This is a genomic window from Sphingomonas hankookensis (assembly GCF_022664465.1).
GTDB lineage: Bacteria > Pseudomonadota > Alphaproteobacteria > Sphingomonadales > Sphingomonadaceae > Sphingomonas > Sphingomonas hankookensis.
The window spans coordinates 1-13,938 of the sequence record NZ_JAKREV010000005.1 but is presented as its reverse complement, the minus strand read 5'-3'; the positions used below and the strand labels follow the sequence as shown (position 1 = coordinate 13,938).

The window sequence follows — 13,938 nt, the reverse complement described above, 5'->3', positions numbered from 1 at the left end:
GGGGCACGCTCCTGCCAGCCAAGGGGGCGACCCCAAGGTGTTCACGTGCGGTCGTGGCGGAACTGGTAGACGCGCAACGTTGAGGTCGTTGTGGCCGAAAGGCCGTGGAAGTTCGAGTCTTCTCGACCGCACCATTTCCCGTTCCGTGATCGGAACGGGCTACCCCCCAGCTTTGTCGGCTTTGGTGCGATCGTGCACGAGCAGCGGCTGCAGATCGCGCAGCAGCGGGCGACCGACGGTCGTGGGCGCGCGCAAGGCTGAGTCGCGCAGGGCGATCTGTACCGCGCAGCGCGTCGCTGACGTCTCCTTACCCTGCAACGCCCGCTCGATCGTGATGGTCGGCAGCTTGGTCCGGGCCGCCATATCATCGACGATCGCAGTCGGAATGGCGAAGGTATAAGTCGTATCGGTCAGCGGCCGGTCGCGTGCATACAGGACGACGGCGCGCAGTAACTCCTGCCGCCGGTCGCCAATCGTCGACACCATGGCAAGGCCTGGTCGCATCAGGTTCACATTTTCGCAGGGGACCGGCGATACTCGCTGCGCCGCGCGCATCTGATCGACATCCCACCGCGTAAGTTGCAATAGTATCGGATCGGGCAGGCTCGACAGGCCGTGCCTAACCCATTCGTCCGTCAGTTGCTGTCCGATATAGCTTGCCGTCGTGCCGGCCGAAAAATCGGTGGCGGCCTGTGCGATCGCTTGGGCCAGCGCTGGATTGGCCCTGCGAACCTCGTCGATGCCGCGTCCGGTCATCGCCTGCGCGATTTCTTCGGAAGTGGCGTGGACCGCCGGAGGCGTGTCTGGATAATGTGTGCCGCTGAGCGCAAAGCGCAGGACAGTCACGACAATGACGATCGCGATCCACCAATAGGTGCCGTTAGGTGATCCGGCGGGTTTGTCCCATTTGGCAACCCGCGCCGGGTTCAGCCATTCCTCGGCCAGCGGATAGCGTCCCCGTACCGCCGAGAGCAGATTGCGCACCGCGCGACCCGTCACGAGCCATTCCGCCCGTCCGGTGTCGGTGCGGGTAACCTCACGCCATGCCCGGTGAAACCGATGCTTCGGATCGCTGACCAACGCCGCAAACCGCGTCGCGCCGATCCGTTCGACGACGGCGTGGGCTTCTGCCGACAGCGCATAATCGTCGCGCCTGTCGATCCAGCCAAACGTCGCCGCCGCCGGTTCGAGCAACGGGTCGGAGCGGGGGACGCTTGCCGACAGCGTCTCGGCGAACCAGCGTTCGGCCCCTGCCGCGAAATCCAGTTGCTCCAGCCTTGGGTCGGCCAGCAGCGCGCGGCCGTGATGGTCGATCTCGGCGAGTTCGTCAGCGGTCGGGGGCGCGTCATGGCCGGGGAACAGCAGGGCTTCAAGCGCGTGGAAATGCGCGTTCATCGCCTCGGCCAGCGGATCGGGTTCGGGCTGCGGTTCGGGCGCGACCGGCGGCGGGGGCAGGTCGTCCGCCATCATCGGCTCGACCGCGACCTGCGCCACCGGGTCGGCGGCCCGGGCCAGCGCGGCGTCGCGGGCATCGCGCAGCGCCTCGAACGCGTCCGGATCGGCATCGACGTCCATCGCCTTCAGCCGCGCGGCATAGGCGCGGCGGATCGCGGTACGATCGGTGGTGGGGTCTAGGTCGAGCGTGGCCCAGATGCCGCGCTTCACAGAAACCGCTCGCCTTCGATCTGGTCGAGCACCGCGCCGAACGCCTTGCGCGCCTCGCCGATGATCCGGTCATCCTGCGTCGCCAACGCCCCTTCGAACTGGCCTATCATCTGGCCGATCGCCGCGCGGGTATCGCCGAGGAAGGATTCATACGCCCGCCGCGCCCGCGCCAGCAGCGCGACATTTTCCGCATCGTCGCGCGGATGGACTTTCAGCGCGGCCAGCGCGGCGCGGCGCTTTTCCAGCTCGGCAGCATCGGGCGCGTCTTCGTCGTCGACGATTACCAGATTGCGGGTGACCCCGGTCTCGGCGACGCTGACGTCGATTTCGAGCAGCCCCGAACTGTCGTAGCTGAAGCGGCATTCGATGCCGACCGATCCGGCGGGGCCGGGGGGCACCGGCACGGCGATCTCGCCCAGCTTGACGTTGCCCGACACCTCGCGCGCTTCGCCCTGATATACGCCGAACTGCACCCTCCGCTGCTGGTCGGAGAGCGTCGAGAAGGTGGAGACGCGGCTGATCGGCACCGCCGAATTGCGTTCGATGATCGGCGCGAACAACCCGGTGCGAAACCCGCCGCGCCCGTCGGGCTCGCTGGTATCGACGCCCAGCGTGAACGGGCAGACGTCGGTCAGGCGGATTTCGTCGAGCCCGGCGTCGCGCGCCAGCAGCCCGGCCTGCACCGCCGCGCCCATCGCGACAGCATGGTCGGGGTGGACCGTGGTCGCGGGGAAGCGACCGAACATGCGGGTGACCGCGCGGCGTACGATCGGCATGCGCGTGGCACCACCGACCAGCACCACCTCCGACAGCGTCGCCGCCGCGATGCCGCTGTCGCGCAGCGAGCGCAGGACGGGCTCGCGTATCCGCTGGAGCAGCGCGGCGGCATGCTCCTCGAACGCGGTGGCGGTGACCGGGGCGGTCAGCGTCACGTCACCGGCGGTCACGGTCAGGTCGGCGGCGTCGCCTTCGCTCAGCGCCCGGCGGCAGCGCTCCGCCGCCTGTGCCAGCAGCGCTGCGGACCGGTCCTGCGGCAGCTTGCCGAGCAGGCCGTCGGGGTCGAGCGCGGGGCGGGTCAGGTCGATCAGGCAGTCGTTGAAATCGTCGCCGCCCAGCCGGTTGTCGCCGGCCGAGGCGCGCACTTCGATCACGCCGTCGAACATCTCGACGATCGACACGTCGAAGGTGCCGCCGCCGAGGTCGAAGACGAGGAACGGTTCGCGGTCGGCGCGGTCGGCGATACCGAATGCCAGCGCGGCGGCGGTCGGTTCGTTGATCAGGCGCTTGATCGGCAGGCCGGCAAGGTCGCCCGCACGCCTCGTTGCCTTGCGCTGGCGATCGTTGAAATAGGCGGGGACGGTGACGACGGCGCCGGTCACCGCTTCGCCGGTGAACGCCTCCGCATCGCGCTTCAGGCTGGCGAGGACCAGCGCCGACAGCGCCTCGGCATCGTAATCCTGTTTCGCCAGCCGCGCGGTTTCGCGCGTGCCGATCCGCCGCTTGAAGCTGGTAACGGTGCGGTCGGGATGCGTCGCCATCCGGTCACGTGCGGCACGGCCGACCAGCACCGCGCCGTCGTCGCCGAGGCTGATCGCCGACGGGGTCAGGAATTCGCCCAATGCATTGGGCACCATGACGGGCGTGTCGTCGCGCCAGATCGCGCAGGCGCTGTTGGTCGTTCCCAAATCGATCCCGACGATCATCTATCCGCCTTCGTTGGCATGCCCGGCCCCGATGTAGCGGATGGCGAACGGCTGGCAACGCTCGATCGGATCAAGTCCGGGGTGACGAACCTTTGTGGGTATCGCGAAAGATCGATCCCTTCAGACCGGGGTCACCGGCGCGGCATCGCCGGCGGTCAGCATCCGCACTTCGTAGATCACGCCGTCACCGCGCGTCGCGGTCAGGCCGATCGTCGCATGCGGCCGGCCCTGTGCGCCCGCCGACGGGATCGGATAGTCGAGCGCGACATAGCGGTCGACTGCCGGTCCCGTATGCGTCGCGGTGGCCAGGCGGGTGCCGTCGAGCGTGATGTCGATCGCGCGGTCGATATCGCGACCCCACACCAGCAGCCGCAACACTGCCGGACCCGGCCGCCGCGCCAACGTCAGCGTCAGGGTCTGCCCCGGCTTGATCCGTCGCGCCGAACGTCCCGCCCAGTTGACGACCTCGCTGCCGCCGGCCTCCACCGCATGGTCGCGTTCGGGCTGCATCTCGCCCATGTACAGCGTGTCGACGGTGCGCCGCGCCAGCGCCTGCGCCTCACCCTGCGCGCGGACATAGTCGCCGCGCGCCGCCGCCCAGCGTGCGGAAGTGAAGGTCGGCAGATAGACTGCCGTCCGCCGGTCCCATTGCGCATAGAAGGGGCGGAGCGTCAGCGGCTCGCCCAGCACGCCGGTAGTGGTGAAGCTGTCGTCCGGTCCGCGCCTCAGCCGCGCGGTGATCGGCCCGTCGGCGACCAGCGCCGGGCCGATCCCGGCGAATGGCTGCGATTCCGGCCCCAGATCGGCGGCAAGCACCAGCGGGCCATAGGTGAAGGCGACGACCGAAGGATCGTCGGGCGTCGCTTCGGTGGCAAGTGCCATCGGCAGGGTCAGCGCGATCGTATCGCCGCTGCGCCACACCCGTTCGAACACGGCATAGCCATCGCGCACCGTCGGCGTGACCGACGCGCCGTTGATCCGGAGCGTCGGATTGCTGGCCCAGCCGGGCAGGCGGACGGCGATCCGCTGCGCCCGGCGAGGGGCGCGACGGACGGTCAGCGTCGCCTGTCCCTTGCGCGGCATCGCGGTAGCGAGGTCGATCGCCAGCCCGCGCTCGCGCCAGTCGAGCTGCGAAGGGATGAACAGGTTCAGGTAGAGGGTGGTCGGATCGCTCCACCAGATCGAATCGGCGTGCTTGGCATGGCTTTCCATGCCCGACCCGACACAGCACCAGAAACTGTCGTGCGCGCTGGAAAAGGTCCGCCGCGCACCCGCCGCCAGCGGCATGAAATAGACGAAGCGCCCGTCGCGCGGTCGCTGGTGCGCCAGCATGTGATTGAGCTGCACCCGTTCGTAGAAGTCGAACCAGTGCGCCATGGGCTGCCAGCCATAGAGATGGCGGGTGAGTTTCAGCATGTTGTAGCTGTTGCACGCCTCGCACGTCGCCTCCGACAGGCGGTGCGACAGCTGGTCGGGCTGGCCGAAATGTTCGCGTTCGGAATTGCCGCCGATCGCATAGCTGTGATGCCCGGTGACGCGGTCGTGAAAGAAGCGTGCGGTCGCGGCATGCGCCGGCGCGCCGGTCAGCTCGTACAGACGGGCGAGGCCGATTACCTTGGGTATCTGCGTATTGGCGTGCAGGCCGGCCAGCCTGTCTTGCCCGGCGGTCAGCGGGTCGAGCACCGCCTTGTGCCGGATTTTCTCCGCCATGCGCAGCCAGCGGACATTGCCGGTCAGCGCATAGGTATCGGCATAGCTTTCGTTCAGCCCGCCATGTTCGGCGGCCAGCACGCGCTGCATCTGTGCATCGCTCAGCGGCTCCAGCACATCGGCCAGATAGCCCGCGACCCCCAGCAGGATCGGCATCGCTCGCGGGTTGCGCGCGAGGACATGGGCATCGACCAGCCCGGCATGGACCTTGTGCCACGTATAAAGTGGTACCCAGCCGCCGTTCAGGTCGAACCCGTTGCTGCGGATATCGCCCCGGCGCAGTTCCTCGAACACGGTCTTGCCATCGACCGTCCTGCCGTCGCGCTCGACGGTGGTGCCGCCCAGATAGCCGTCGCCCTGCGCCGCCTGAATCCGCGCCATTTCCGTAAGCGCATGGTCCAGCCGGGCCGCGATCGCCGCATCGCCGGTATTGGCGACCAGCAGCGCACAGGCCGACAGCCAGTGGCCTAGGCTGTGCCCGGCGATCCCCTGCGCCTCCCACCCGCCATAGACCGGGGCGGGGGCGGGCAGTCCGGCCGAGACGTAGAAATTGTGCAGCAGCCTTTCGGGGTCGAGGTCGAGCAGATAGGCGCGGTTGGCGGCCTGTGCATCGGCAAAGGGGGATGGTGTCAGCCGGACATGGCGTGCCGGCACCGGTTCGACCCGGCGGACGACGGGCGCTGCCGCCAGCGCCGATGCGCCGAGCGGTAACAGGCTGGCCCCCACCAGCAGCGTTCGGCGGCTGAGCGCGATCGCATCGCCGCAGCGACCGGAGGGTATGGGAACGGCATCGATCGGCATGCTCGGCTTCTCCCCCCACGCGCCCGAAAAGCCGCGAACTGGGCACGTCGAATTTGTCGGAGTTTTATGGAAGGGTCAATCTGCGGCGGCTGGATGCCGGGATATTAACCAACTGGTATCTACCTGCACAGTATACCGCCGCTTGCAAAAAAGGGACGTTGGGTCCGGGGGGATGGGCAAAGATGCGTAACTGGGGGTATCTGCTGGCGGCCACTGCCTGTGTAACGGTAGCGGCACCGGTCGGCGCGCAAGGGCTGCGCGGAGTCGTGCCATCTGCGGGGGAAAAGGCGGATACCAAGCCGGCCGCCGAAGCGTCGGCCAACACGTCGGACATCGTCGTTACCGCGACCCGTCGGTCGCAGCGGCTGTCGAACGTGCCGATCGCGGTCAGCGCGTACAGCACCGCCGCGCTCCAGAATTCGGGCGCGACCGATATCCGACAGATGACGCAGCTGGCCCCGTCGCTGATCGTATCGTCGACCGGATCGGAAGCGAACGCGACCGCCCGTCTGCGCGGCATCGGCACGGTCGGCGACAATCCCGGCCTCGAAAGCTCGGTCGCGGTGTTCATCGACGGCGTCTATCGCAGCCGTACCGGTTCGGGCCTGAACGACTTGGGCGAGGTCGAGCGGATCGAGGTGCTGCGCGGGCCGCAGGGGACGCTGTCGGGTCGCAACTCGTCGGCCGGCGCGATCAGCATCTACACCAAATATCCGTCGTTCAAGTTCGGCGGCTATGGCGAGGCGACCTACGGCAATTTCAACGCCGTGCGTCTCGCCGGCGCGGTCACCGGCCCGATCATCGACGACAAGCTCGCCTTCCGCATCGACGGTGTCTATGGCAAGCGCGATGGCTTCTACCGTGATGTCGTCAACGACACTGACTACAACGACCGCAACCGCTATTTCGTGCGCGGGCAGTTGTTCTTCCGCCCGACCGACGATTTCTCGATCCGGCTGATCGGCGACTATACCCGTCGCGACGAAAAGTGCTGCGGCGCGGTCTATATCGATACGCAGGAAAAGCTCGACCCGACGCCGGGCGTGCCCGGCGACTACGTCCCCGCCGCGCAGAACCGCATCGTGTCGATCATGCGCAGCCTGGGCGGGGTGCTGCCAAGCGACGGCGACCCGTATAATCGCCAGATCGCCAATACCCGCGGCCGCGCCTATAGCAACGTGACCACCGATTATGGTGGCTCCGCCCGCATCGGTTGGACGTTCGCCGATATGCAGCTGATCTCGATCACCGCCTATCGCGAGTACAAGGCCGGCGGGGCGGCGGACGTCGATTACGGCAATCTCGACATCGCCTATCGGCCCGACGACGGCAACGCGTATCGCGAGTTCCGCACTTTTACCCAGGAAACGCGGCTGAGCGGCGGGTTGTTCGACAACCGGCTCGACTGGATGGTCGGCGGCTATTACGCGCACGAAAAGCTGGAGGTCGTCGACAATCTGCGCTTCGGTGCCGATTACGGTGCGTTCGCCGCCTGCCGGGTGGTCGCGACGATCAATCCGCTCGAAGCACTGCGCAGCCCGCGTGCCACCGGCTGTCTCAGCGCGGTCGGTCGTGCCGCGCTGACCCCGGCGGTGGGGACGCAGATCATCGCCGGCATCGACCGGCTGAGCACGCTCAACGATCTGGGCTCGATCCGCGACGTCTATGACCAGACCAGCAGCAACTATGCGTTCTTCACGCACAACATCTTCAAGCTGACCAAGACGCTGAGCCTGACCGGCGGCCTGCGCTACACCAACGAGCGCAAGCATCTGGACGCGAGCTTCGTCAACAACAACACCGTCTGCCCGGCACAGCAGGCGGCGTTGCGTCCGCTGCTCGGCAGCACCAACGCGACGCTGCGCACGCTGGCCGGCGGCATCATCACGCTGACCTGCACCGGGAACTCGACGTCCGCGCTGACCGGCGTGCCGATCGAGGACTCGCTCCGCGAAGGGCAGGTTACGGGTACGACGGTGCTGTCGTGGAAGCCGGTGCCCAGCACGCTGCTCTATGCATCCTATGCGCGCGGCTACAAGGCGGGCGGCTATAATCTCGACCGATCCGACCTGTCGGCGACGGTGTTCGCCACCCCGACCGCGGCGGCGGCCCCCAACCTGCGCTTCGATCCGGAAACGGTGCAGGCGTTCGAGATCGGCGTGAAGTACAGCTCGCCGAAATTCACCGCCAACCTGGCGGCGTTCCGTTCGGCCTTCCGCAATTTCCAGCTGAACACGTTCAACGGCACGAACTTCATCGTCCAGAACATCAGTTCGTGCGACAATTCGCTCAGCGGCGCAGACCGCGACAACGATTCGTCGACCGGTCGCTGCACCGGACGGGTGGGGTCAGGCGTCATCACCCAGGGGATCGAACTGGAAGCCGGCGCCTATCCGGCAGCGAACGTCGCGTTCAACCTCGGCTACACCTATGCCCATACCCAGTATCGCAACAACCTGGTCGGCAGCGAATCGGGCGAGCCGCTGAACGCCGCGCTGTTCCTGCTGCCCGGCAACCAGATGTCGAACGCGCCGCGCCACACCATCACCAATTCGGCGGTTTGGACGCCGCCGGTCGGACGCAACCTGACCGCGCTGTTCTATGTCGATAGCCGGCTGACCAGCGACTATAATACCGGCTCCGACCTGTTCGCCGAAAAGCGGCTCGACGGTTTCTTCCTGATGAATGCCCGCATCGGCGTACGCGGTCCCGAACAGCGCTGGGCGATCGAGTTCTGGGGTCAGAACATCCTCGACACCGATTACCAGCAGGTCGCCTTCTCCGCGCCGTTCCAAGGGGCTGGCAGCGTATCGCAGGTAACGCGCTTCGGCGCGCCTGCCTTCGGCGTCGGCAATGCGGTCATCTCCTCTTACCTGGCCGAACCACGAACCTACGGCATTACGCTGCGGTCGCGGTTCTAATTCGCGCAACGGATCGTCAAACCGATGAAGATACCTCGTAAGCTCGGCCTGTCGTTCCTGACGATCTGTGCCTCCGCCGCCGTCGTGATGCTGGTGTTCTTCGCCAGCATCATGCTGATCGATCGTTCGACCGAGCAAAACAACCATAGCAGCGACGTGTATGCGAAGGCGTTGACGCTGGAGACGGCGATCCTGCGGCAGAACAGCCAGTTTCGCGGGTTCCTGGTCACCGGCGACGTCAGCTATCTCAAATCCTATGACGAGGCGCGCAAGGAGTTCGACGATACCGCCGCCGAACTGTCGTCGCTGCTGACCGTCGCCTCCGAACGGGAACAGTTGGCCGAGGCGCGGCGCGAAACGCTGGCGTGGCGGCGCAACTGGGGCGACCGGCTGATCGCGCGGGTCAAGGCGGGCGACCGCGACGCAGCGCAAGAGGAAGTGCGCGGTGCGGGCGCGGCGGTGCTGGTCAGCAAGATCGCATTGCCGCTGCGCGCGCTGCGCGCGACCGAGACCGAGGCGATGGCCGCCAATGCCGAAGCACAGACGGGCGCGATCCGCGCCGCGCTGATCGCACTGGCGATCGGCAGCATCGCGCTGATCGGCATCGCGATCACGCTGGCGGTGATGCTCAGCCGGCAGATCGCCCGGCCGATCACGACGCTGACCCAGGCGATGGCCGACCTCGCCAATGGTCGCCACGACATCGCGGTGGAGGCGGCGGGCCGCACCGACGAACTGGGCGACATGGCGCGCGCGGTGCTGGTGTTCCGCGACACGGCGGCGGCGAAGGTCACCGACGACCGCGACCGCGAAACCGCGATGATCGCGATCGGCGGGGGGCTGCGCAGCCTGTCGCAGGCCGATCTGACCGCACGGGTCGCCGACGTACCCGCCGCGTTCCGCACGCTGTCGGACGATTTCAATCTGGCGACGTCCAGCCTGAACCGCGTGCTGGGCGATGTGCGCAACAGCGTGCATGCCATCAAGCATAATTCAGGCGAGATCAGCCAGGCCGCGATGGATCTGGCCGAGCGTACCGAGCGCGAGGCGGCGGCGCTGCAGGAGTCATCCTCGGCGCTGGACGAAGTCACCCGCTCGATCCGCGACGGAGCCGGCGCGGCGATCGGTGCGAGCAGCGCGATGGCCGACACCCGCAATGAAGCCGAACGTGGCGACGCGGTCGTGCGACAGGCGATCGCGGCGATGCACGGCATCGAACAGGCCAGCAACGAGATCGCCGAGATCATCAGCCTGATCGACGGCATCGCGTTCCAGACCAATTTGCTGGCGCTGAACGCCGGGATCGAGGCGGCACGCGCAGGCGAGGCGGGCAAGGGCTTCGCGGTCGTCGCCTCGGAAGTCCGCGCGCTGGCGCAGCGTTCGGCCGATGCCGCGACCGAGGTCAAGAACAAGGTCAAGGCCGCCTCGACCCATGTCGCTTCCGGGGTCGAACTGGTCGTGCAGACCGGCGAGGCGCTGGGCCGCATCATCGAGCGCGTGGCGAGTGTCGGCACGTCGATCGATTCGATCGCGCAGTCGTCGGATCACCAGGCGACCAGCCTCGGCCAGATCAACGTCGCCATCGCCGAAATGGATGCGATGACGCAGCAGAATGCGGCAATGGTCGAACAGACCTCTGCCGCGGCGCGCCAGCTGGTGTCGGAGGCCGAAGCACTGGCCCAGTCGGTCGCCACCTTCGCGATCGACGCCCCCGACGCCGACGCCGACCCGGCACCGGTAGCGGAGAACGTCACGCCGATGCGTCAGCAGCGCGTGGCCCGTCAGCAGCGCCGCTGGGTGGCGCCGCCCGAGCCCGCGCCGCTGAAGGTCGCCAATGACGACTGGGATGCGTTCTGATCCATGTCCGGACCATTGGCGTATCAGGCACGGGTCGTCCGCGACCTGGGATCGACGTTCGTCGCCGCCATTCTCGAGGCGGGTGAGCGTCAGTTGCACCGCGCACCACAGACCGCGCGGTTGATCGCCAAGTGGCCGGGTGACGCCGCAGCCGATGCGTTGGCAATGCGCTTCAACGGCGCGCTGCACGCGCTGGCGCGCCGCGGCGATCGTCCGGCGCTGAGCCGACTCTACGCCAGGCAGGACGGTGATTTCGATGCGGTGATCGGCGACACGATCGCCGATGCCGACGGCTTCGTCGCCGAATGGATGCGCGAGCCGCCGCAAACCAACGAGGTCGGTCGGACCGCGGCGATCATGGCGGCGCTGATGACGCTGCGCACGCATGTCGACCTGCCGGTCGAACTGATCGAGCTGGGTGCCAGCGCCGGGCTGAACCTGAACCTTGCCGAATATGCCTTTGATCTGGGCGGGGTCCGGGTCGGCCGCGAAGGCTCACCGGTACGGATCGCGCCCGAATGGCGCGGCGGCCCGCCGCCCGCGCGCGCCGTGGAGATCGTCGCGACGCAGGGGGTCGACCTGCGCCCGCTGGCCGCCGCCGATTCGCAGGCGCAGGAGCGGCTGATGGCCTATGTCTGGGCGGACCAGCCCGACCGCGCCGAACGACTGGCGCATGCGCTGACCATCGCCCGCGATCGTCCGCCGGTGATCGCCTGCGACGATATCGCCCGCTGGCTGCCCGAGGTGCTGGCGCAGCCGCCGGCCCCCGGCATCTGCCGCGTCGTCGTTCATGCGATGGTCCTGCAATATTGCAGCGCCGCCACCCACGCGACGGTCGCCGCGGCGTTGGGCGCGGCCAGCTATCCGGTGGCGCGGATCGGTTTCGAATGGACCGAGGCGCGCGATGCCGTGCACCTGACGCTCACCACCTATCCCGACGGCACCCGCCACCATCTGGCGACCTGTCACGCCTATGGCCACTGGATCGACTGGCATGGGGACGGCGCGGGCTCAGCGGCCAAGGTGGATCGCCAATAGCACTACCGTCATCCCCGCGGAGGCGGGATCCATAGAGGCGACGGCATCGACTCCATCGCGAACCGTAGCGGTTATGGACTCCCGCCTGCGCGGGAATGCCGCAAAGGGCGGCAACCGGTTGATTATCGATAATGCTTGGGTAAAGCAGGCAACCGCCTTCTCGACAGCCGCGAAGCTGCTCGAACCGACTAGGGTTCTGGCGGCATACCGAATGTTCCGGAAAGGTCGTGTCCTTTGACACATAAACCTGACCGCTCACGTCAGAACAGAACATGATCTGTCAAAACCAGCTGACAGAATTGTTGACCGATCACGCAATTTTTTGACAAGATTTTGTCCTAGACGATCACCCAAGCCCCTGCCCTCCGGCATCTCGCGTGGCGGATTGGCGAATTATGGGGTCGAAGCAGTAGCAAGCAGCGCCTGGTACGAGCGGCATGGTGGCAATTGACTACCCGGCGGCTTCGCGCCCCGATGTACTCTCGCTCACCAACAAATAACATGGCCGCGATTTATCACTGACCGAGGTTGAAGCCCGTAGCTAACGCACCGCACCTGATCGCGCTTGCCATTCCGATCTTCCGCCAGAGCATGTTGAGACATGACACGGCCCCGTATCATCCTGATGATCGTGCGATGGCCAAGTCGGGTGCCGCCCTTACCATTTTTGGCAAGACGCTCACCTAGGCACGCCCGATGCGGGCCAAAGCTGTCGCCGCCTCTCTTAACTCCGCTATGAAGGGCGAGGCTTCAGCTACGCTGCCTTCTGCAGATCGCTCAATTTTTGAAACTCTGTGAGAATGTCGGCGTGATGCTGCGCCAAGTAGCGGACTATGCGGACGTTACCAAGCAATCGGTTCACGTAGCCGGCTGCAAGCATCAGGTCGAACTGATCAGAACTGTACGTCTGCTCAACCGCGCGCAGCTGCCGGTCGACGTTCTCGCTTTCGCGCTGCATTGTCGCCACCTGATCCTCGGTTAGGCCGGCCATGCGCCGCGGCTTGCCGGCGACGAGTTGATCATCGGGTGTGGAGGCGACTAGCGAACGGGCATAGCTTACCGAGAACCGGTTCATAGTGACCATAGCCATGGCGGCTTCGACTTGGCGGACGGGCTTCATAAAACGAAGCTCGGTGAACACGTGGATGGGCACGTGCCGGTCTTTAAGTAGCTCAGCCGCCTCAGGGCAAATCCCAACCAACAGGTTCCGCTTCTTTCGAATGCTGGCAATGTCGACGTTCAGCGCCCGCGCGAGCCTTTCCTCAGATACCCCCTTCTTGACCGCGTTCAGGATCATCCGATGCTCTTGAATGGTCGCGATCCGGCTGACTCGCTTGTTATAGGTGAAGGCTTCGTCGTCGGTCGCAACTAGGCATACGAGCTCAGTGTCGCCGCGCTCCCGCACGATCTCAACACGCAGATGTCCATCAAGCAGATGGTAGCGTTCGGGATCGGTTGCATCTCGAGCGACCACGGGCGGCTCGATGATACCGACCTCGGCGATGGAAGCGGCGATCTGCCCGTACTTTACCGACTTCTTCACCGACGCGGAGATCGTGCGAAGCGGCATGATGCAGTCAATAGGAATGCGAAGGCTCGCCTCCTCAAAAGCCAGCTTGACTGGGATGGCCGTGTGCCGACTGCTCACGACGAGGCTTCCTTGCGATCAAGGTGCAATGCGAGATTCTCGGGCATGGTCCCGAGCCCCTCATCCTCGATTAGGGCCGTAAACTGCTCGCTGAGACTAAGCCGGCGCAGCGCCTCGGTAACAAGGAGAAGTCGGTCACGTGCAACGTTAGCCCTTCGGATCAGGCCGCGCTTCCGATCGACGTCTTCCTGGTATGCACGGATCAGCGCTGCCGGCGACAGTTTCTGGTTAACTGGCGGCTTACCGGTCTGCTGTCTTAGGTGCTTACCACGCCGGCGCCGCTCTTCGACGATGCGTTTTGCCGCCATCAGCTTACGTCCGCGCAGCGTTCCCTTTTCATAAGCCAGTTGAAGAGCACGCTGTACGTCGTGATCTTCCGCCTCAGCGATATCAACGGCAACGCTTAATGGAATAGTCCGCGCTTCGACCGAACGTAGCAAGCGCTGTTCGCCTTTTTCGAGGAGGCGACTGAGCAGCCCCCACCGTGTGGTCCGGGTTGTTAGTTAGTGCATTGTCGTCTCCGCCGCCATTGCCGGACGTAGGTGCAGCGAAGCGGAACCGGAGGCCGGCAATGGCGGTGTCGCCGTGTCGGGGG

General features: G+C 66.2%; 8 protein-coding genes, 1 tRNA gene and 1 pseudogene. 4 read left to right on the top strand and 6 right to left on the bottom strand.

The features are described 5' to 3' along the window. Window positions 1–47: 47 nt before the first annotated feature. Window positions 48–134, top strand: a tRNA-Leu gene (locus MF610_RS13435). A gap of 25 nt (window positions 135–159) precedes the next feature. Here MF610_RS13435 and MF610_RS13430 read toward each other — a convergent pair. From MF610_RS13430 to MF610_RS13420, 3 genes are all read right to left on the bottom strand, one after another. Further along, window positions 160–1,665, bottom strand: a complete 1,506-nt coding sequence (locus MF610_RS13430) for a hypothetical protein (RefSeq protein WP_242197643.1) — start codon at window positions 1,663–1,665, stop codon at window positions 160–162. Continuing rightward, the gene (locus tag MF610_RS13425; RefSeq protein ID WP_242197639.1) at window positions 1,662–3,368 is read right to left on the bottom strand and encodes an Hsp70 family protein; all 1,707 of its coding nucleotides are present in this window, start codon (window positions 3,366–3,368) and stop codon (window positions 1,662–1,664) included. The genes MF610_RS13430 and MF610_RS13425 overlap by 4 nt, the downstream gene beginning before the upstream one ends. Window positions 3,369–3,488: 120 nt before the next feature. Next, entirely contained in the window at window positions 3,489–5,879 is a 2,391-nt protein-coding gene (locus MF610_RS13420) for a glycoside hydrolase family 127 protein (protein WP_242197636.1), read from the bottom strand. A 182-nt stretch (window positions 5,880–6,061) separates the two neighbouring features. Here MF610_RS13420 and MF610_RS13415 point away from each other — a divergent pair, with 182 nt between their 5' ends. From MF610_RS13415 to MF610_RS13405, 3 genes are read left to right on the top strand one after another with little or no spacing between them, the layout of a single operon-like run. Next, window positions 6,062–8,800, top strand: a complete 2,739-nt coding sequence (locus MF610_RS13415; RefSeq protein WP_242197633.1) for a TonB-dependent receptor — start codon at window positions 6,062–6,064, stop codon at window positions 8,798–8,800. A gap of 24 nt (window positions 8,801–8,824) precedes the next feature. Next, window positions 8,825–10,657, top strand: a complete 1,833-nt coding sequence (locus tag MF610_RS13410; protein WP_242197630.1) for a methyl-accepting chemotaxis protein — start codon at window positions 8,825–8,827, stop codon at window positions 10,655–10,657. A gap of 3 nt (window positions 10,658–10,660) precedes the next feature. Next, the gene (locus tag MF610_RS13405) at window positions 10,661–11,695 is read left to right on the top strand and encodes a DUF2332 domain-containing protein (protein ID WP_242197627.1); all 1,035 of its coding nucleotides are present in this window, start codon (window positions 10,661–10,663) and stop codon (window positions 11,693–11,695) included. A gap of 754 nt (window positions 11,696–12,449) precedes the next feature. Here MF610_RS13405 and MF610_RS13400 read toward each other — a convergent pair. From MF610_RS13400 to MF610_RS13390, 3 genes and pseudogenes are all read right to left on the bottom strand, one after another. Beyond that, on the bottom strand, window positions 12,450–13,343 hold the full coding sequence (locus MF610_RS13400) for a plasmid partitioning protein RepB C-terminal domain-containing protein (RefSeq protein WP_242197624.1): 894 nt from the start codon (window positions 13,341–13,343) through the stop codon (window positions 12,450–12,452). Further along, the gene (locus MF610_RS13395; protein ID WP_277924132.1) at window positions 13,340–13,819 is read right to left on the bottom strand and encodes a plasmid partitioning protein RepB C-terminal domain-containing protein; all 480 of its coding nucleotides are present in this window, start codon (window positions 13,817–13,819) and stop codon (window positions 13,340–13,342) included. The genes MF610_RS13400 and MF610_RS13395 overlap by 4 nt, the downstream gene beginning before the upstream one ends. Window positions 13,820–13,846: 27 nt before the next feature. Then, window positions 13,847–13,938 (bottom strand): annotated as a pseudogene (locus tag MF610_RS13390) (integrase catalytic subunit); the annotation flags it as partial.

Coding starts and splice junctions, on each gene's coding strand:
- MF610_RS13425 (WP_242197639.1), bottom strand. CDS start 3,368: ATGATCGTCGGGATCGATTTGGGAACGACCAACAGCGCCTGCGCGATC.
- MF610_RS13420 (WP_242197636.1), bottom strand. CDS start 5,879: ATGCCGATCGATGCCGTTCCCATACCCTCCGGTCGCTGCGGCGATGCG.
- MF610_RS13405 (WP_242197627.1), top strand. CDS start 10,661: ATGTCCGGACCATTGGCGTATCAGGCACGGGTCGTCCGCGACCTGGGA.
- MF610_RS13415 (WP_242197633.1), top strand. CDS start 6,062: ATGCGTAACTGGGGGTATCTGCTGGCGGCCACTGCCTGTGTAACGGTA.
- MF610_RS13410 (WP_242197630.1), top strand. CDS start 8,825: ATGAAGATACCTCGTAAGCTCGGCCTGTCGTTCCTGACGATCTGTGCC.